This is a genomic window from Actinomadura sp. NTSP31 (genome assembly GCF_041951385.1).
In the GTDB taxonomy this organism is placed as follows: Bacteria; Actinomycetota; Actinomycetes; order Streptosporangiales; family Streptosporangiaceae; genus Spirillospora; species Spirillospora napierensis.
On record NZ_JBGNUT010000009.1, the window covers coordinates 267435 to 287289 of the forward strand.

16 protein-coding genes and 1 pseudogene are annotated in these 19855 nt (G+C 71.6%); 7 read left to right on the forward strand and 10 right to left on the reverse strand.

All coding sequences use genetic code 11. The annotated features are described in order from the left end of the window. Positions 1-217 precede the first annotated feature (217 nt). Positions 218-1168, forward strand: coding sequence for a type I glyceraldehyde-3-phosphate dehydrogenase (gene gap / locus ACA514_RS18190; protein ID WP_375042333.1), 951 nt, complete (start codon positions 218-220; stop codon positions 1166-1168). A gap of 216 nt (positions 1169-1384) precedes the next feature. Then, positions 1385-1876, forward strand: coding sequence for a DUF2231 domain-containing protein (locus ACA514_RS18195; protein WP_375042334.1), 492 nt, complete (start codon positions 1385-1387; stop codon positions 1874-1876). Between the two features lie 156 nt (positions 1877-2032). On the opposite strand, the gene ACA514_RS18200 is transcribed toward ACA514_RS18195, so the two are convergent. The 5 genes from ACA514_RS18200 to ACA514_RS18220 form a co-directional block, all read right to left on the reverse strand. Beyond that, positions 2033-2998, reverse strand: coding sequence for a universal stress protein (locus ACA514_RS18200; RefSeq protein WP_375042335.1), 966 nt, complete (start codon positions 2996-2998; stop codon positions 2033-2035). A gap of 204 nt (positions 2999-3202) precedes the next feature. Further along, complete coding sequence (locus tag ACA514_RS18205) at positions 3203-3706, reverse strand: pyridoxamine 5'-phosphate oxidase family protein (protein WP_375042336.1); 504 nt, start codon at positions 3704-3706, stop codon at positions 3203-3205. A 165-nt stretch (positions 3707-3871) separates the two neighbouring features. Then, entirely contained in the window at positions 3872-4129 is a 258-nt protein-coding gene (locus tag ACA514_RS18210; RefSeq protein ID WP_375042337.1) for a hypothetical protein, read from the reverse strand. After that, a complete protein-coding gene (locus tag ACA514_RS18215; protein ID WP_375042338.1) occupies positions 4126-5469 on the reverse strand; it encodes a polysaccharide deacetylase family protein in 1344 nt (447 codons plus the stop codon). The genes ACA514_RS18210 and ACA514_RS18215 overlap by 4 nt, the downstream gene beginning before the upstream one ends. A gap of 386 nt (positions 5470-5855) precedes the next feature. Further along, complete coding sequence (locus ACA514_RS18220) at positions 5856-7574, reverse strand: GAF domain-containing protein (RefSeq protein WP_375042339.1); 1719 nt, start codon at positions 7572-7574, stop codon at positions 5856-5858. Positions 7575-7642: 68 nt separating this feature from the next. On the opposite strand from ACA514_RS18220, the pseudogene ACA514_RS18225 reads away from it, so the two are divergent. Continuing rightward, positions 7643-7741, forward strand: a pseudogene (locus ACA514_RS18225) (hypothetical protein); the annotation flags it as partial. A gap of 122 nt (positions 7742-7863) precedes the next feature. Here ACA514_RS18225 and ACA514_RS18230 read toward each other — a convergent pair. After that, entirely contained in the window at positions 7864-8742 is an 879-nt protein-coding gene (locus ACA514_RS18230) for a universal stress protein (protein ID WP_375042341.1), read from the reverse strand. A 446-nt stretch (positions 8743-9188) separates the two neighbouring features. Continuing rightward, positions 9189-10055, reverse strand: coding sequence for a universal stress protein (locus tag ACA514_RS18235; RefSeq protein WP_375042342.1), 867 nt, complete (start codon positions 10053-10055; stop codon positions 9189-9191). 196 nt (positions 10056-10251) lie between these two features. On the opposite strand from ACA514_RS18235, the gene ACA514_RS18240 reads away from it, so the two are divergent. The 3 genes from ACA514_RS18240 (at position 10252) to ACA514_RS18250 (ending at position 14592) form a co-directional block, all read left to right on the forward strand. Next, positions 10252-12669, forward strand: coding sequence for a glycoside hydrolase family 65 protein (locus ACA514_RS18240; protein ID WP_375042343.1), 2418 nt, complete (start codon positions 10252-10254; stop codon positions 12667-12669). 99 nt (positions 12670-12768) lie between these two features. Beyond that, entirely contained in the window at positions 12769-13365 is a 597-nt protein-coding gene (locus ACA514_RS18245; RefSeq protein ID WP_375042344.1) for a hypothetical protein, read from the forward strand. Positions 13366-14190: 825 nt separating this feature from the next. Further along, positions 14191-14592 carry a pyridoxamine 5'-phosphate oxidase family protein gene (locus tag ACA514_RS18250; protein WP_375042345.1) on the forward strand — a complete coding sequence of 134 codons (402 nt, stop codon included), beginning with the start codon at positions 14191-14193 and terminating at the stop codon, positions 14590-14592. Positions 14593-15011: 419 nt separating this feature from the next. On the opposite strand, the gene ACA514_RS18255 is transcribed toward ACA514_RS18250, so the two are convergent. Both ACA514_RS18255 and ACA514_RS18260 read right to left on the reverse strand, forming a co-directional pair. After that, entirely contained in the window at positions 15012-15875 is an 864-nt protein-coding gene (locus tag ACA514_RS18255) for a universal stress protein (protein ID WP_375042347.1), read from the reverse strand. A gap of 62 nt (positions 15876-15937) precedes the next feature. Next, positions 15938-16768, reverse strand: coding sequence for a universal stress protein (locus ACA514_RS18260; RefSeq protein WP_375042348.1), 831 nt, complete (start codon positions 16766-16768; stop codon positions 15938-15940). 147 nt (positions 16769-16915) lie between these two features. On the opposite strand from ACA514_RS18260, the gene ACA514_RS18265 reads away from it, so the two are divergent. Continuing rightward, positions 16916-17038 carry a lyase family protein gene (locus ACA514_RS18265; protein ID WP_375042349.1) on the forward strand — a complete coding sequence of 41 codons (123 nt, stop codon included), beginning with the start codon at positions 16916-16918 and terminating at the stop codon, positions 17036-17038. 35 nt (positions 17039-17073) lie between these two features. Here ACA514_RS18265 and ppdK read toward each other — a convergent pair whose 3' ends face one another. Continuing rightward, positions 17074-19770 (reverse strand): pyruvate, phosphate dikinase, encoded by a 2697-nt coding sequence (gene ppdK, locus ACA514_RS18270; protein WP_375042350.1) that lies wholly within the window; start codon positions 19768-19770, stop codon positions 17074-17076. Positions 19771-19855: the final 85 nt, after the last annotated feature.

Below are 19855 nucleotides of genomic sequence, written 5' to 3' on the forward strand. Positions count from 1 at the left end.
CGCCCTCCAGTCACGTAAAGGCCCGGCACACGCCGGGCCTTTACGTGCGCCGCCAACTCACCGGCGCGCGGCCATCGCTTCATCGGGCGCAGGCCCATTGGCCGCGCCTTGGGGTCGAAGGTCCCTGGATCGGCCCTGCCTCCCGGCCGAGTCTGGAAGGAACCATCCGGCGCGGCCATCGCGAAGCAGCCGCCGCCGGCCGCTCGACGGAGGCGACATGGCCGCACCAGTAGGCATCAACGGATTCGGCCGCATCGGCCGCAGCTACCTGCGCCTGGCACTCGACAACGGCCGACCGGTGGCGGCCATCAACGACGTCGCCGACACCGCGACGCTCGCACACCTGCTCATGTACGACTCCACCTACGGCCCGCTCGACCGCAAGGTCGAACACGAGAGCTCAGCGCTGATCATCGAAGGCACCCGCATCCCCGTGACCGCGCACCGCGATCCCGCCGATCTCGACTGGGGCGCCCTCGGCGCCGAGATCGTCATCGAGTCCACCGGACGGTTCCGGCGCCGCGACGACGCCGCCGCGCACCTCAAGGCCGGCGCCCGCAAGGTCGTGCTGTCCGCCCCGGGCAAGAACGCCGACGCCACCATCGTGATGGGCGTCAACGAGCAGATCTACGACCCCGCCAACCACCACATCGTCTCCAACGCCTCATGCACCACCAACTGCGTCGCACCCATGGCCAAGGTCCTGCACGATGCATTCGGCGTTGTGAAGGGCTACATGACCACCGTGCACGGCTACACCAACGACCAGAACCTCCTCGACTCCCCGCACAAGGACCTGCGCCGGGCACGCTCGGCGGCGGTGAACATCATCCCGACCAGCACCGGCGCGGCCAGCTCCGTCGGCGTCGTGATCCCGGAGCTGTGGGGCCGCTTCGACGGAATCGCCCTGCGCGTGCCCGTCGACGACGGCTCCCTGGTCGACCTCACCTGCCGGCTCGACCGGCACGTTACGGCCGATGAGGTCAACCAGGCCTTCGCGGACGCCGCCACCGGGCCTCTCAAGGGAATCGTCCGCCACAGCACCCGCCCGATCGTGTCCCGCGACGTCATCGGAGACCCCGCCTCCTGCGTCTTCGACGCCCCGCTCACCCAGGCCGACGGCGACCTGGTCAAGATCTTCGGCTGGTACGACAACGAATGGGGCTAGACCTGCCGGCTCGCCGACCTCGTCGACCACATCACCGCACGGCTGTGAAAGCCCGGCGGCATCCCAGCAGGAGAATGGACCGGCAGATGCCGCGACCCATGGGGGTTCTCAGAAGACAACCTATGAGGGTTCTCTGAAAGCGGGCGAAGTCATAGCCAACCGGCTCAGTGGCGGCACATCCTCGTGCGGTCTCCCCGTCTCCGTGAAAGGCCGGTCATGCCGTCGACCCTCTGGGGCCTGCCCACCCACCCGCTCGTCGTCCATCTGGTGGTCTTCCTCATCCCGCTCACCGTCGCCGCCACGCTCGGCGTCGCCCTGTGGCCGCGGGCCCGGAAAGTGGCGGCCCCCTGGGTGCTCGCCTTGGCGACCGCCGCGGTGATCTCGGTTCCCATGGCGACCTCGAGCGGCGAGAACCTGGAGGAGCGCGTACCGCACAGCGCGCTGGTGGAACGCCACGCCGAACTCGCCGACACGCTGCTGCCGCTGGCCGCGGCGATGTGGCTCGGCCTCGCCGTCCTGACCGGCGTCGGCTGGTACACCCGCCGCCGATCCGCCACAGCGCCCCGATGGGCGGGTGCGGTGACCGTGGCGGCCGCGGTCCTGGCGGTCGGCGGGGCCGCCGCGTCCGGCGTCCAGGTCGTCCAAATCGGACACAGCGGCGCCAACGCGGTGTGGCACGGTGTCGCCACCCACTCCGAGCGCCGCTGAGGAGACCCGGACCGTTGGAAGCCCATGGTGGAAGCCGTGACCGTCCGGGGGGATGGCCACGGCTCCATCGGCTGCGGGTTCAGGGGGTCAGGACGACCTTGAGGACACCCGTATGGGCGGCGTCGGAGAAGGCCTCGTAGGTCTCGGGTGCTCGACTCATTGGGCCGGGACCACGGCGACAGGGCAATGTGCATGGTGGATCGTGCCGTGCGCCGCCGATCCGAGCCGGGGCGCCGTCCACGAACGGGCGTGGGTCCCGACGACAAGAAGGCGGGCGCTATGGGAAGCGTTTGCCAGGGCGGCCACCGGATGATCCACGGCGATCTCCGGAACGACCTCGACCTGGGGGTACTTGGCCCGCCACGGGCCGGCCGCCGAGACGAGCCGGTCGAAAAGCTCCCCTTCCACCTTGGTCCTGTCAGGTGCGAAACCCGCCTCGACGAGGGTCTGGGAGATCCGCCAGGCGTGCAGGATCCGCAGGCGGGCGCCCTGCAGGGCGGCGGTGTCGAAGGCGTACCGGAGGATCGCGTCAGCATCCTTCCTGAGGTCGATCCCGACGGTGATGTCACCGCCGCGGCCTCCCTCACCGCGCACGATGACGACCGGGACAGTGGAGCGGGCGGCCACCCGGAGGCTGGTGGTGCCGAGCATGAGACCGGCGAATCCGCCGAGACCTCGATGCCCCAGCACCAACTCGAACGCGTCCGCGGACTGGCCGCGCAGCGCGTGCGCCGTATCGTCCGAGACGAGCGCGGCGGTGATCTCCAGGTCGGGCCACCGCTCCCGGGCGCGCTCCTGCGCTCCGTTGAGGACGTCCCGGCCGATCCGGGCCATGAGGTCGACCGTCTGCGGCGGCGCGAACAGCGGCGCCCGGTACGGCCAGCTCTCGACGGCATGCACCAGGTGAAGACGGTGACGACGCAGGATCGCCTCGGCGGCCGCCCACTCGACGGCACGCTCCGCGTAGTCGGATCCGTCGACCCCTACGACGATCGCCTGTGACATGTTCCCCCCTCGCGTGTCCGAGCGCCCACAGTGATCGGTGTGCGCCCGTCGATCAGCCTCCTGAATCCAGGCTTCCCATCCGGACCGGATTCCGTTAGGGGCGAAGGTCCTGGTCATGCCATCTCCGCCGCCGGCCGGCGAACCCGGACTGCGGTGTGACGGGCCCGGGCCGCGTGGCCCCATTTTCCCGACCGGTCGTTCGGCCCCTTTCATCGTGGCGGTGGCCGCGCTCGCGCGCATCGCTACTGCGCCGGACGATCCGCCCGGGGAACCGGAGCGGCGCAGGGCCGCACCACGATGACCACCGTCGTCACCGGCCGGTCACACCAGAGTGGAGCCGTCGTCGCGCTCAGGGTCCGGATCGAGCGCCGTTTCCCGGTCATGTGCCGCGGCACCGTCCGGGCGGACGCCGACGGGCCCGCCCGGTATGCGACGCCCAGAGAGCATCTCGGGACGGATCCTGATGAACTGGTCTCGCTGCCCTGGCACCCAACTGCGCAACTCGATCTTCTCCAGCGCCGCGATCTCGCCGGGCGCGGAGACGCGGCGGGCCGGTCCGACCGCCACCACCGACCAGCCCGTCCGCGCGCCGACGCCGAAGTGGTCGATCTCGAAGGCGACGATGGTCCCGGTCGCGCCGGTCGCCAGCCGGGAGGTCCGCGACGTCCGGATCACGATGTCCTCGCCGACGAGGACGTAGTTGACCGGCTGAATCGCCGGCAGGGCGTTGTGGGTGAAGACGATCCGGCCGACCTCGGCCTGCCGCAGCAGCGCCCGGCACTCGCCGGGATCGAGGATCTCCAGACCACCACGATCGAGAAGCATGGTTCAAGTCTGCTGAACCGCGCGTCCGCCCGGTTAGGGCCCAAGGTCCCGTCTCCCGGAGAGCTCGTTCCTGTGCCTCCTGACGTGGAGCCGCCCCGGTGCGCCTTTGAAGCCGCAGGGCCCCAGGCGGCCTTGGCCCATACGCCGGGCCACCGCTGAGACGGGTCAGGGCAGCAGTGCGTCGAGGGTGGTGAAGGAATAGCCGTCGGCGCGAAGACCCTGGATGATCGCGGGAAGCGCTTCGGCGTCCAGCGTGGAGTGGTCGTCGGGATTGGCGCCCAGGTGCATGAGCACGATCATGCCGGGTCGGGTCGCCGCCAGGACGCGCGCGGTGACCCTGGCGGTGCTCTGGCCTCCCGAGGTGCCCTGCCAGCCGAGGGAGTCGACGGTCCAGCCGACCGGGACGTAGCCCAGGCCGTTCACCAGAGTGACGCCGAGGCGGTGTAGGCGCCGTAGGGGAAGCGGAACAACGCACGCGGCTCGGCCCCGACCGCGTTGAAGATCGCTGTGCGGGCGTTGACGACCTGGGTGCGGGCGACGGCGTCGCTGATCTCGGTGAAGTCGGGATGGGTGTCGCTGTGGTTCCCGATGCGGAAGCCCGCTCCGGCCAGCTGGCCGGCATAGGCGGGGAATCCGCGGACGAAGTCGCCGACCAGGAAGAACGTCGCCGGCACGTTCTCCTTTTGGAGAGTGGCGCGGACCGAGTCCACACCGGTGCTGTCCCAGGCGCCATCGAAGGTGAGGGCGGCGACCTTGGCGGTGGTCGGGATCCGTGTCACGTTCTTGCCGCGCAGCGAGGAGGGCACGCCGGCGGGCGGCCCGGGAACCCATGCGCGCTGGTCGCCCGTCCATGTCGTGCCGGTGATGGTCCGGCTCCAGAGCGCCCCGTCACGGCCGCGCCCGACGGCGACGGTCCTGCCACCGGCGTAGGAGGCGCCCGGACCATCGACGTAGAGCCCGCCCATGATCTGCCAATCGCCCCAGGTGCCGGCGAAGGCGCGCACACGCAGACGGTCGGTGCCGGAGTTTCGGACGAACACCCAGACGCGGCCGGTCGCGGCGTCGGCGCCGATTCCGGGCGGGCTGTAGGTGCTCTCGCCCAGGGAAGTCCAGTCCGACCAGGTGGCGCCGGTCCGGGTTCGCGTCCAGACGGCGTGGTCCCGGCCGGTGACGACGACGCGTATCGCATCGGTGCCCGTCACGGCTGCGGCGGGCGCGCTGTCGGCAGTCATCTCGAGAGATGACCAGTCGCTCCACCCGGTTCCGGGAGTGTAGGTCTTGGTGCGCAGCTGGTCCGTGATGTCGCGGACGAAGACCTCGACCCGCCCGTCGGGGAGCCCGACGGCCGCGGGCGCCGCCGTGATGACCAGGGCGTCGACCTTGGCCCACGGCTGCCACGTCCCGCTCAGGCGCACTCGCTCCCAGAGACGGCCGTCCACACCGCGACCGAACACGTGCGGGGACGAGCCCGCGAACGTGACGGCCGGGCCGCCGACAAGACGCACGCCCAGGTTGAGCGGGGTCCCCCACGCCCACGCGCCGTCCACGAACGTGCGGTAGAGGACGTTGGTCGTCGAGGCCCGGTAGGCGACGTCGAAGCCCTTCCCGCTGGGCCAGCCGACCACGCCGGGCGTGTAGGTGGGGACATCCGCATTGGCCGCCGCCCTGGCCGTCGCCGGGCCGAGCACCGTTCCCAGAACCGGCACGCTCATCGAGGCCGCCGACAGGAGCGCGGTCATGGCCACGGCCGTGATGCGTCGCATAAGAGACACCGTCCTATTCCGCAGGGGCTCTCAGCGTCCGCTCAGCCTCTGCTGCGGCACAGCGGACCAAGGTCCCCGGGTCCCCGGGTCCCCGGGTCCCCCGCCGAGTGTCACCACATGGTGGTCAGCGCGGCGCGGGCAAAGCACCGGAACCGCACGAGCCCAAGGCGCTCACCGCGGGGTGAGCGCTTCTCCATCCGGAGGTCGGTCACTTACGGTCGTGGAGGTCAGCGAGGCACACTCCTGCCGTGGGGTGACGGTGGCCTGGATGGGACGGTGGCGGCGACCGCTGGGTCTTCTCCGGCGCCGCTTCGACAAGGTGCGCCACAGGCGTTGGGACGCTGCGCGGGCCGACTTCGACCGACATCGCATCGGACCGTGAACGGTCATCCGTCCTTGAGCGGCACGCGCCAGACCAGGATCGTGCCGCCACCCGGCCGCCGCTTGATATCGAAGGAGCCGCCGCAGGTCTCGGCGCGTTCGCTCATGTTGCGAAGGCCGCTACGGCGGCCGCCCTCGGGAATGCCCACGCCGTCGTCCTCGACGCGCAGCGTCAGCTCGTCGCCGACATCGATGACGACGGCCGCTTCACTGGCCCGGGCGTGCCGCGCCACGTTCGACAGCGCCTCGCGCACGATCGCCAGCAACTGCTCGCCGGTCTCATCATCGATGGCGGTATCGAGCAGGCCGTCGAGCCGGACCGAGGGCGCGAACCCCAGTTGCTCGGCGGCGTTTTCGACGAGGGCGTGGACGCGGCCGCGCAGGGACTCCTCGTCGCCCGCCGCCTGCAGCGCGAAGATCGACGAGCGGATCTGGCGGATGGTGTCGTCCAGGTCGTCCACGGCCCGCTGGACCCGGACCGCGACCTCCCGCTTCTGGGTGATCTTGATGGCGGCCATCAGCGTCATCGCGGTCGCGAACAGCCGCTGGATGACGGTGTCGTGCAGGTCCTTGGCGATCCGGTCGCGGTCCTCCAGCAGCGCCAGCCGTTCGGCGTCGCGGCGCCGGTCGGCCAATTCCAGGGCCACCGCCGCCTGCCCGGCGAACGCCTCCAGCAGCCGCTGCGTCCCCTCGGAGAAAGCCGGTCCGCCGGGAGCGTTGATCACTGACAGGACGCCCCGGGCGGAAGAGCCGACGCCCAGCGGCACCACCAGGAGCGGACCGATCTCCAAGTCGACCGGCGTGCCGGCCTCGCGGACCGCCGCGGCACCGTCGGCCAGGCGCAGCGTCGTCCCCTTCCCGAAGACGTTCCCGGCGATCGAATGGTCCCCGGGGATCCGCAACCCGCGCATCCGATCGGCCTCGGTGCCGTCGGCGGCCTCCACCACGAACTCACCGCCCGCCTCGTCGACCAACGCGACCGTGGCCAGTTCCGCGTCGGCGATCTCGCGCGCCCGCTCGGCGACCACGGCGGTGACCTGGTGCGGATCGGTCCCCGACAGCAACGCCGTGGTGATCTCCGCGGAAGCCTCCAGCCAGCGCTCCCGCCGTCTGGCCTCCTGATACAGCCGGGCGTTCTCGATCGCCACACCCGCGGCCGTCGCCAGCGCGGTGACCACGACCTCGTCCTCCTCCTCGAAGTGACCGCCGCCGGCCTTCTCCGTCAGGTAGAGGTTGCCGAAGACCTCGTCCCTGACCCGGATGGGGACGCCCAGGAACGTGCGCATCGGCGGATGGTTGGCCGGGAAACCGTACGACTCGGCGTGCTCGGGCAGGTCCGGCAGCCGCAGCGACTGCGGCTCCTTGATCAGCAGCCCCAGGATGCCGAGGCCGTGCGGCCAGTGGCCGATCGCCGCGATCTCGTCCTCGCCGACCCCGACGGTGACGAACTGGACGAGGTGCTCCCCCTCTTCGTCGATCACACCGAGCGCACCGTAGCGGGCGTCGACGAGCGTGGTGGCGGCTTCGGTGATGCGCCTCAGCACCGTCTCCAGGTCCAGCTCGCCGCCGATCGAGACCACGGCCTCCAGCAGGGCGTGCACCCGGTCACGGGTCGACCGCGCCGCCGCCAGCCTGGTCTGGAGTTCGGCCAGGAGATCGTCCAACTGCAACTGAGGAAGAATCAGCCGTGCCTTGTCCTCGCCCGCCCCGGGCTCATCGGTCACGCCCCCAGTATCACCGACCACGAACCAGGATGACAGACGAGGGGACCGTTCTCTGTGACCAAGTGGTCATGCCTTCACGCTGCGCAGTCGTCCGTAGTGCGCCGGGCACTGACATCCTGGAACTCATCGGCGAACGCCTCTTCCTCGCCGAGAACACCGTCAAGAACTACATCTCCAACATCTTCACCAAGCTCGGCATGTGCCGCCGCTCAAGGCCGACTCCGCAAGAAGACAGGACCACAACGAGTGAACAGGCCGGCCACCCCGCTCCCCGCCACAGCACCCACACTCAGGGACGACCATCCTCAGGGACGACCGCGACGGGCGCCGGCGCCTCGTGCAGAACGGCCCGGACCACAGCGCCCAGCAAGGTCCGCGGCGAAGAGCCGATCCCGCGATCACCGACGACCAGGAGACTCGCCTCCCGGGCGTTGTCGACAAGGACGCGCTGAGCGCGCTCCATCACGAAGCGCCGTTCTACCGAGACATCGGGGTAATCGGCGAGGCAGGGCGCGACGGTGCCGGCGAAACGCTCCTTGGCCTGCTCCTTGAGCGCTTCCGGATCGGTGAAGGGCAGCCTTTCGGGACCGGGCAGCACGGCCGGGTCCCACCAAGCGCAGACGACCGTCACCACCACCCGGTGAAGCCGCGCCTCCTCCAACGCGAAGCGAAGGGCCGCCTCGCCGGCCGGTGAGCCGTCGACACCGACCACGATGCGCGCGCAGCCGCCTCCCTTCCCTTGCCGGGCGTGTGCCGGCACGACGACCACTGGACCATCGGCGTGCGCGGGGACCTGGGTGGCCGTGGCTCCCACGGGCAGGGCGTCGAAGCCGCCGCTGCCCCGGGCTCCGATCACCGTCAGCTCCGCGCCGGCACCCGCCTCCAGAAGCACGCCCGGCGCGGCGCCCCTGCGGAGCAGCGGGACGACGTCGAGGTGCCGAGCCGCCTCCCGGGCAAGCCGGACGCCCTCCTCCAGCACCATGGCGCCCAACTCCCTGACGATCTCCACCGCCGTCTCGTCCCGGGGCCGCGACGGATAGGGCCAGTTCCAAGCGTGACAGACCACCAGCGGGACACCGCGCACGGAGGCCTCCGCAGCCGCCCAGCGAACGGCCTGACCCGCGGCCGGCGAGCCGTCGAACCCGGCAACAACGCGTCCTCGGTTCATTGGTCCTCCCTCAACCCCGACCCTCCCCCCGTGACGGCACATCCGGCGAGAGGCGATCGACCACATGCACGCAGGACCTTCGCCTCTGCCAGCAGCGGGCCGCACGGAGCACGGTGGTGCCCATGCGCGGGCGAGATCCCTCGGAGAGCACGACGAGCGTCCGGCCCGGCTCTGATGACGCCGAAGCGGCCTCGGAGCCGGCGGAGGACGGGCTGAACAGGCGGCCGGCGGCGGCGCGGCCGCGGGCCCGTCCTGCGGTACCTGTTACAGCTCCCCAGCCCGCTGATCCACCTGCTGCCGCCTTCCGCGGCCCTGGGAGCGGTGGGCGAGCAGGCGGACGCCCTGGTCATCCTTGGCGTGGTGATCGTCAACGCCGTCGTCGGGTTCGCCCAGGAGTCCCAACCAGAGAAGGCGCTGACCGCGCTCGCGGCTCGCCTGCCCCGGGGTCAGGGGGCGGCCGGCACGATCGCGACCGTGCAAGGGGCATGGTGGAGCATCGCCGAGCTCGTCGCTCCGAGGAAGAGAGGGTCCAGGCCTCTGGTGCCGCGGTCTCCGACCACCAGCAGATCAGCGTCCTCCACGGCCGCGAGGAGGGTCTCACGGGGCCGGTCGAGGACCACGGAGGCCCGCAGGTCGACCTTCGGGTAGCGCTCGCGCCACGGAGCGACGGCCTTCTCCAGCGCAGCGGTGCGCACCTGAGCGAGCCGTTCCTTGTCGCTGAACAAGGGCAGCTCGGCCTCGTCGACCGCTCCCGGTTCCCATGCGCCGAACACCACACGCAGGCTCCAGCCGCGCAGGGCCGCCTCCTCCACAGCGAAGCCGAGCGCCGCCTCACCGCCCGCGGACCCGTCCACGCCGGCGACCACGCGCCCGTGCTCGCCACCGCACCGGCGGACGGCCAGCACCGGACGGCGCGCCCGCGCCGGCAGTTGCACCGCCGTCGACCCGACCGGCAGGCGATGCCGCTCATGCGAGCCGATCACGATCAGCTCCGCCTCACCGGACTCGCCCACCAGAGCGTCCGGCACGGGCCCGCTCCTCAGCCGCTTCCCGACCGTCCCCGGAGCGCCCAGTCGCCGCGCCCTCGCCTCCCCCTGCTCCAGGAGCATCTCGCCTGCGCGCTTGATGATCGCTTCGACCCGGTCGTCCATGTGGTCCGCCGCATACGGCCAGTGCCAGCAATGGCACATCACCAGGCTCAGCCCGCGCAGCCGCGCCTCCTCGACCGCCCACCGCAGGGCGGGGTCGTTGTCCTCGGAGGCGTCATAGCCGAGCAGCACCTGCGGCCGCTGGACTCGATCCAGTCCACCCATCCCCGACTCCTCTCCCCACGCGACGGCAACACCCTCTCTCCCCAGTCTCGACTCACCCCAGGGCACCTCAAAGAGGCCAAAAGTCCCGTGCGGGCGGGAACCATCCGGCAACCGGGCGCCCGGCGCCGCCGATGAGACGGCACCGAAACGGGAACCCATCCAAGAGCGGCCATGAACAACGAGGCAAGGGAAGACCATGAACCGGTGGATCCTGGCCTACGGCGGCTACGACCCCGCCTCGGAAGGCTTACGCGAGGCCCTGTGCACGCTGGGCAACGGCTATTTCGCCGTCCGAGGCGCCGCAGCCGAGTCGTCCGCGGACGAGGTGCACTACCCCGGGACCTATGTGGCGGGTTGCTACGACCGATCCTCCATCGAGGTGACCGGGTACCGCGCCGACAACGTCGATCTGGTCAACGCCCCGAACTGGCTGCCTCTGACGTTCCGCGCCGCCGAAGGCGAATGGTTCGACGTCGATCAGGCCTTCGCCGAGGGGCGGCTCCTCTCCTACGAGCAGCAGCTCGATCTCCGCCGCGGCGTCCTCACCCGGTTGCTGCGCTTCCGGGACACGGCGGGCCGGACCTGCCGTGTGGCGCAGCGCCGGATCGTCTCCATGGAGGACCCGCACCTGGCCGCCATGGAAACGACGATCGTGCCGGAGGACTGGAGCGGCACGATCGAGGTCCGCTCTGCTCTGGACGGCCGGGTCGCGAACATGGGCGTGGCCCGCTACCGGAACCTGCCAGGAGAGCACCTCACGCACGACAAGCCGACCGAGCCGGGCGATCCGGAGTCGTCCTGGGTGAAGACCACCACGATCTCGTCGGGAATCGGCATCGCCGTGGCGGCGCGCACCCGGTCGTCGGATCCCGCCGAACGGTCCCGGTACTCCGAGCCGGGATGGACGGCGCAGGACTTGCGCATCGAGGTCGAGGAGGGCCGGACGGTGACGGTCGAGAAGGTGGCGGCCATGTACACCTCCCGCGACCGCGCGATCGAGGAGTACGGCGAGGCGGCGCTGGCCGCCGTGCGGAGGGCCGACGGCTTCGACGCCCTCCTGGAGCGGCACGAACTCGCCTGGGCTCATCTGTGGCGCCGCGCCCAGCTCAGCGTGGATCACCCGGATGTGCAGCGGGTACTCAACCTGCACATCTTCCACCTGCTGCAGACGGTGTCGCCGCACACCGTGGAACTGGACGTCGGTGTGCCCGCACGTGGTCTTCACGGGGAGGCGTACCGGGGCCACGTCTTCTGGGACGAGCTGTTCATCCTGCCCTTCCTGACCACGCGGTTCCCCGAGATCGCCAGGGCGCTGCTGATGTACCGCTGCAGGCGCCTGCCCGAAGCCCGGCGCGCGGCGGCCGCCGCGGGCCGTCGCGGAGCCATGTATCCCTGGCAGAGCGCGGCCGACGGCCGTGAGGAGACCCAGCTCGTGCACCTCAACCCCCGCTCGGGACGATGGCTGCCGGACCATTCGCACCTGCAACGGCACGTGGGACTGACGATCGCCCACAACGTGTGGCGTTTCCACGAGGCGACCGGCGACACGGAGTTCCTCGCCGAGTACGGCGGCGAGATCATCCTGGAGATCGCCCGCTACTTCGCCGACCTCGCCGACTACGACCGCTCGATCGACCGGTACCGGATCCGCGGCGTCATGGGGCCCGACGAGTACCACGATGCCTACCCCGGCCGCGAAGAGCCGGGGCTGGACGACAACGCCTACACCAACGTCCTCACCGCATGGGTACTGCGCAGGGCCCTGGAGGCGCTCGCGCTGCTGCCCGAGGACCGCCGCGCCGAACTGCGCGAACGGCTCGCCCTGACCTGCGAGGAGATCACCCGGTTCGAGGACGTGAGCCGGCGGATGCACGTCCCGTTCCACGACGGCGTCATCAGCCAGTTCGAGGGCTACGACGAGCTGGAGGAACTCGACTGGGCCGGCTACCGCGAGCGCTACGGCGACATCCGCAGGCTCGACCGGATCCTGGAGGCCGAAGGCGACTCGCCCAACCGCTACAAGGCCTCCAAACAGGCCGACGTGCTGATGCTGTTCTATGTCCTGTCACCGCAGGAACTCGACGACGTCCTCCAGCACCTGGGCCACGAGCACGGGCCGGAACTGTTCGCCCGGACCATCGCCTACTATCTGCCGCGCACCTGCCACGGATCGACGCTCAGCTCCCTGGTGCACGCCTGGATCCTGGCCAGCACCGACGGCGACGAGGCCTGGGACGTCTTCCTGGAGGCCCTCGGCTGCGACATGGAGGACGCGCAGCACGGCACCACCGCCGAGGGCGTCCATCTGGGAGCCATGGCCGGCACAGTGGACCTCGTCCAGCGCTGCTATGCGGGGCTGAGCACCCGGGGCGGCACGCTGCACCTGGATCCGCGCCTGCCCTCCGCGATCGGCGAGCTGCGCCTGGGACTGCGCTACCGCGGGCACTGGGGGATCGACCTGTCCTGCCATCAGGACCGGCTCCGTGTCTCGCTCCGCCCCGGAGTCGCGCTGCCGATCCGCATCGCCTTCGGCGCCGAGGACGTCCTCATCCAGCCCGGTGCCTCCTGGGAGACCCCGCTCCAGCGCGGCAGAGCAGCCCCGGACGCCGGGTGAACCAGGGACTTTCGTCCTGGTGAGGGGGACGTCCGGACCTGCCGCCCCCGCCAGGCCAGCGGCTACGTTCGCCGGGTAGAGCGATCCCGGGAGGCCGCCATGACCAGCGCTCACCTGCACCGTGTCCCAGAAGGGCTGCAGCGGCTGCGGCGGCGGTTCGGCTTCGACAACAATGATCTGCGGCGGTCCGTCGACCGGCGGCAATGGGCCGTCGGGCTGACGGCGACAGTGGCGTTCGCCGCGATCGCCCTGCCGCTCTGCGCAGGCATGGCGTCACTGGCCCACCGGTCGGGCGTGAGGGCCGAGGCGGCCCAGACCTCCACGCACCATCTGGTCGACGCCCGCGTCGCCCGCACCGAAACCGAGAACACCGGCCAAGTGCGCTACTCCTTCGCCCTGCTGACCTGGACGACCCCGGACGGCCGAGCGCACTGGACGACGCTCCCCGCACGGAAGTCGATGAGGCCGGGCACGGTCCGGCGGGTCTGGGTGGACGGCTCGGGAGAGCCCACCCGGCGGCCGCAGAGCCACGCCGACACCGTCACCGCCACCGCGTTCGCCGGCACTGCGGCCGTGGGCGCCGCGGGAGCACCGCCGCTGGCGGTCTACCTGCTGGTCCGCCGACGCTGCGAGCGCCGTCGCGCACGTATGTGGGAGGCCGACTGGGCCCGCCTGGACCGCCGCCAGGTGAACTGATCCTCGCCGGACTTTGGTCCCGGCGTCACGTGCCTGATGGCCATGGGAACGGCGCGCCCGCGGAGAAGCGCTGTATTCGGCACCCCCCGATGGGAACGGGCACCGAGCCCGGAGCAGCCGACCAGGCGCCACTGGCCGCAGGACCCACGGTCGCCAAGAAGGAGGCCAAGCGGATCACCATCACCAAGTGACGCGGCGTCGAGGGCATCGGACCGGCTCTGCGGTCCGATGCCCTCGCGGCGTCAGGGCGGAACGGAGACGAGAGCGACGACGCACCTTCGCGGAACAGACCGGATAGCCGTCGGCGTGGACGGGTCCACCGCATCGCTGGCCGCACTGCGCTGAGCGGCAGGCGAGGCGGAACTGCGCCGTGCCGAAATCGTCGCCGTCCGCGCGTGGAGGGCCTGCCGGGAATGGCTGGCCCCTACCCGGTGGCGACGGCCCGGCCGTCCCCGGGCCAGGAGCGCGAACGTGCCCGGCGGGCACTGGCGGCGGACGTCCTGCGAGTTCTCGGTCCGGCGCCTCGGGTGACGATCCGCCAGGAGCTGGTTCGCGGGGAGAGCGCACGCGCTCATTACCCGCGCCGCCGGCGCGCGGCTGCTCGTTCTGGGCGGGGCGCCGCGGCGGCGCCCCGCCGGAAACTCCGCTCGGGCCGGTGGCCACCGCCTGCCTGAGGCATCCTCCGTGCCCGGTCGCCGTCGTCTCGCCGGCCTACGGACGACGGCGCCGACGGGCAGCGGGAGACGACACGAGCGGGACGGACGGCACCTGATCGCATGACCTTGGCCTCTGCGGACTCCGCCGGCCGTGGCGAACCATGGAGTCATGAACGACGAGACCGGCACCCGGAACCTCAGCCGGGCTGAGTGCATGGCGCTCCTGAACTCCGAGACGATCGGCCGGGTCGTCTTCACCGACCAGGCCCTGCCCGCGGTGACACCCGTCCGGTTCACCGTCGACGGCGGCGACCTGGTCGTTCGCGCTCCGGCCGCTGAGCGGCTCGGCGCGGCCGTCCGCGGCACCGTCGTGGCCTTCCAGGCCGACCGGTTCGGCACCGCGGGACTGACAGGCTGGACGATCACCGTGGTCGGCCACGCCCGCGCCGTCCGGTCGCCCGGCGAGCGCGTGCGCGTCGCCCTGGGTCCCTCGGCTCCCGGAACCGAGTACTTCCGCATCTCCTGCGAGCGGTTCTCCGGTCATCGCGTCGACGATGCCGCCGCGGTGTGACAGCCGCCAGGGCAGGCCTCTTGGTCCCGCCCTTCCACCTACGAAGGCTCTGCAGGGCGAACACCTCGTCCAGGAAGAGCAGGTCCATGAACACCCACCTCTCGCCCTTCGGCCTCGCCGGATCCGACAAGGCGCGCAAGCCCGTACGGCGCCCCCGGCCATGGATGAGGCGAAACCTCCCAGAGTGCCGTCGCTTGCCGGACGGGCATGCTGCTGCCTGGCCGAACCCGTGGTCGTCGCGATGATGCCGGTCACCGATCAGCGCTCGGCGCCCGTTGACATCCATCTGTGCGCCCACCATTACCGCACGTCCCGGAAGGGCCGGTCGCGCTCGTCTCGGGCACCGACGTGTTCGAGCTGGTGTGAGCCGTCAGAAGCACCTTTCCACATCCTTTTCCGGAGATCGCGTCCTCGTCCCGTCAGGTGAGGGTCCCCGGAGCGGGGACGACGGCGACCGGGCAGTGAGCGTGATGGACCAGCGCATGCGTCACCGCGCGGCTGTGCGGCACCGCCAGCCCCTCGCGCGGATGCGTGCCGACCACGACGAGGTCGACCATGCGGGACGTCGCCATCAGGGCCGCGGCGGGATTGTCCTGCACGATCATCTCGTCGACGTCCACACCGGGATGGCTCTTGCGCAGCGGGGCGTGGGCCTCGACGACGCGCCAGCGTGCGCGCTCCTCCGCGCGCTCCACGCTCGCCGCCGCTCCGGGCCCGTCCAGCGCCTCGGGGAAGGGCCACGCGTGCACGACGCTCAGCGGGACGCCCCGGGCCTCCGCGGCCCGGAACGCGTACTCCAGGGACGCGGAGTCGTCGCCGAGGCCGATCCCGACCGCGACGCCGCCGCGCCCGCTGTCGTCCTCGCCGCGCACGACCACGACCGGGCAGGCCGCGTGCCGCACCGCTCCCAGCCCCACCGAGCCCAGTACCAGCCCGGCGAACCCGCCGAGCCCGCGGTGGCCGACCACGAGTTCGAACGCCCGCTCCGACCGCTCCGCCAGCGCCCGCACGGTGCCCGCGGCGGCCGGCTCGGTACTCACGTGGACCTTCGGCCGCCGGTCGCGGGCGACGTGCTCGGCGGCGTCCAGGATTTGCCGACCAGTGCGCGACAGCGACCCGATCTCCCCCGGCGCGGCACTGAGCGGGACGTCGAACGCCCACTTCTCGACGGCGTGAACGATGTGCAGGTCGCGCCGGTGGCGGGCCGCCTCGTCCGCGGCCCATTCCACGGCTCGCATGGACGGGGCGGAGCCGTCGGCGCCCACGATGATCGGTTCGGCCATGGTCCTTCTCCTCTGACGGGTCCCGGTTCTCGGGACGGGGTTTCACGCCCGGCGCGCCGGGCTCAGTCGCGCGGCGGGACGACCACCACGGGACACGCCGAGTGGTGCAGCACGGCGTGGTTCACCCGGCCCAGCGCCATGCCGGTCGCGCCGTGCCTCCGGCGGGCCCCCACCACCAGGGCCGCATGCGCGGACGCCTCCACCAGTGCCTGGGCCGCGGTCCGATCGGAGACCATCTGGTCGACCGGCACGTCCGGGTGGCGTTCACGCATGCCGGCCAGGGCCGCCGACAGCTCCATGTCCTCCACGACCCTCGTGCGCGGCGAGGCGAAGTCCCCGCCGACCGCGTGGAGGGCGAGGATCCTCGCGCCGCGCGACGCGGCCTCGGTGAACGCCCAGTCGATCAGGTGCTCGTCGCCGGACCGGCCCGCAACACCGAGCACGATCTCGCCCGGCACCTCCGAGGGAAACGGTGCCGCACGAGGCACGACGAGCACTGGACAGCGTGCATGCGCCGCAACGTGCAGCCCCACGGAGCCGAACAGCAGCCCCTCGAATCCACCGAGCCCGCGCGATCCGACGACCACCAGCGCGGCCCCTTCGCTTTCCTTGACCAGCGCATGGCCGGCATCCCCCGGCGTCAGGTTCGTGTCGACGTCGAGCCCCGGATGGACCTTGAGGGCATACTGACGGGCCTCATCCAGGAGGTCCTCGCGCTCAGCGGTCAGGTGTGCCAGCACATCGTCCGGAATCCTGCCCCCGTTCATCAGGAAGTGCGCCCCGAGCACGAGCCGCAGCGGCAGCCGGTGGCGGACCGCTTGGTCGGCCGCCCAGTCCAGAGCCCGCCACGCGTGCACCGAGCCGTCGATGCCCACGATGATCGGTTTCGTCACTGGTCATCCCCTCCCGAGGTCTGGAGCCCCCAGTGCAGACGCTAGGCCGGGCGGGCCCGCCTTTCCCCGGCCAAAGGTCCCCTTTTCGCAGGGCCAGGGTCATCCGCGGTTCCCAGGGCCCATCGGCCGGACCGCGCCCTGGAGCTGATGGGCCGCGCCCAGTTGCAGGACGCGGTGCCGATGACGCTGGGGCAAGAGCTCGCCGCGTACGCGGTCATGGTGGGCGGGTCGGTACAGCATCTGCGCCAGGCCGGCGGCGAACCCATGTGATCGAAGCCGCGACGGCCGAGCGGCACCCGAGCCGGCTACCGCGTGTCGCCGGCCGTCTCGCCCAGGGCGGCCCGCGCCGCCTCCAGCCGGGCGATCGGCACCCGGAACGGCGAGCACGAGACGTAGTCCACACCGACCTCGTGCAGGTAGCGCACCGACGCGGGATCACCCGCGTGCTCGCCGCAGACGCCGAGCCCGAGGTCCGGGCGGCGGGCGCGGCCCTCCGCCACGGCGATCTCGACCAGCCGGCCGACGCCGGCGCGGTCCAGGGTCTCGAACGGCGACACGCTGAAGATCCCCTTGTCCAGGTAAGGGGCGAAGAAGGCGCCCTCGACGTCGTCGCGGGAGAAGCCCCACGTCGTCTGCGTCAGGTCGTTGGTGCCGAAGGAGAAGAACTGCGCGGCCTCGGCGATCCGGCCGGCGGTGAGCGCGGCCCGCGGCAGCTCGATCATGGTGCCGATCGGCATGTCGAGCGGGACACCGGTCTCCGCGGCCACCTCGGCGAGGACCCGCTGGGCGTCCGCGCGGACGGCCTCCAACTCCTGGACGGCGGCGACCAGCGGGATCATGATCTCTCCGCGCGGATGCAGACCTGCCCCCGCGCATGCGGCGGCGGCCTCGGCGAACGCCCTGACTTGCATGCCGAACAGCCCGGGGACGACCAGCCCGAGCCGGACACCGCGCAGGCCGAGCATCGGGTTCTGCTCGTGCAGGCGCCGCACCGCGGCCAGCAGCCTCCGGTCGTGCTCGGACGGCTCTCCCCGGGCCTCGGCCAGCGCCACCCGCACCGACAGCTCGGTGAAATCGGGCAGGAACTCGTGCAGCGGCGGGTCGAGCAGCCGCACCGTGACCGGCAGCCCGTCCATCGCCTCCAGGATCGCGGTGAAGTCGCCGCGTTGCAGCGGCAGCAGCGCCGCCAGCGCCCGCTCGCGCTCGGCGTCGGTGCCGGCGAGGATCAGCCGCTCGACGTGGACGCGCCGCTCGCCGAGGAACATGTGCTCGGTGCGGCACAGCCCGATGCCCTGCGCCCCGAAGCGGCGTGCCCGCGCCGCGTCGTCCGGGGTGTCGGCGTTGGCGCGGACCGCCAGCCGCCGCACCGCGTCGGCCCGGGACATGATCCGGTGGACGGCCTTCACCAAGTCGCCCGCCTCGGGGCCTTCCGGGTCGAGCCCGCCCTCGAAGTACCGGACGACCGGGGACGGCACGACCGGAAGCTCCCCCAGGTACACCGCGCCGCTGGACCCGTCCACGGAGATCACGTCGCCTTCTGCCACGACCACTCCCCCGGGACCGGTGAAGCGGCGCCGCACCGTGTCGACGTCGAGGTCCTCCGCCCCGCACACGCAGGCGGTGCCCATGCCCCGCGCCACGACGGCGGCGTGCGAGGTCTTGCCGCCCCGGCTGGTCAGGATGCCCTCGGCGGCGATCATGCCGCCGAGGTCGTCGGGTGCGGTCTCGCGGCGGACCAGCACGACCCGCTCCCCGTCCCGCGCCCGCCGGACGGCCGTCTGCGAGTCGAACACCGCGACGCCGACGGCGGCGCCGGGCGAGGCCGCGATCCCGGCGGCGATCCGCCGTGCCCGCGGGCCCGCGTGGAACCGCGGGAACATCAGCCGGCCGAGCTGGTCGCCGCCGACCCTGGCGACGGCCTCGTCCATACCGATGAGCCCTTGGTCGGCGAGCTGGACGGCGATCGGGAACGCCGCCTCGGCGGTGCGCTTGCCGACGCGGGTCTGCAGCATCCACAGCTTCCCGCGCTCGATCGTGAACTCGATGTCGCACAGATCGCGGTAATGGTCCTCCAGCGTCTTCATGATCTGGAGGAGCCGGTCGTAGGAGCGCTTGTCGATGTGCTCCAACTCGTCCAAGGGAACGGTGTTGCGGATCCCGGCGACGACGTCTTCTCCCTGCGCGTTCTGCAGGTAGTCGCCGTAGACGCCGGTTCGTCCCGTCGCGGGATCGCGGGTGAACGCCACGCCCGTGCCCGAGTCCATCCCGAGATTGCCGAATACCATCGCCATGATGTTCACCGCCGTGCCGAGGTCGTCCGGAATGCGTTCCCGCCGGCGGTAGATCCGGGCGCGCTCGCCGTTCCACGAGTCGAAGACCGCACGGACCGCCATGTCGAGTTGCATACGCGGGTCCTGCGGGAACGGCGCTCCCGTCGCGCCGCGGATGATGTCCTTGAACTCCGCGGCGAGGACTTTCAGATCCCCGGTGCCGAGTTCCACGTCGCCGGTGACGCCCCGGTCGCGTTTGGCCTTGTCCAGGGCTTCCTCGAAGGGCTCTCCCGGGACGCCGAGAACCGTCTTGCCGAACATCTGGATGAGCCTGCGGTAGGAGTCCCACGCGAACCGCTCGTCCCCGGTCCGCGCGGCCAGGCCCGCGACGGAGGCGTCGTTCAGCCCGATGTTGAGGACGGTGTCCATCATTCCCGGCATCGAGAACCTCGCGCCCGAACGCACCGACACCAGCAGCGGATCGTCGGACCGTCCGAGCGTCCGCCCCGCCTGCGCCTCCAGCCCGGCGAGGTGTCCGCCGACCGCATCCCGGAGCCCCGCCGGTTCCCGGCCCTCGGCGAGGTAGACCCGGCACGCCTCCGTCGTGATCGTGAACCCGGGCGGGACGGGAAGGCCCAGGCGCGCCATCTCGGCGAGATTGGCCCCCTTGCCACCGAGCAGGTCCATCAGGTCCTTGTCGCCCTCGGCGAAGTCGTAGACGAGTTTCGGCATGGGGTCTCCTCCTGTCGCGTGCGCTTCCCCCCGACCGACGGGGACGTCCGTGGACGAGGCGCCCGGCGCACCTGCCGGGAGAAAC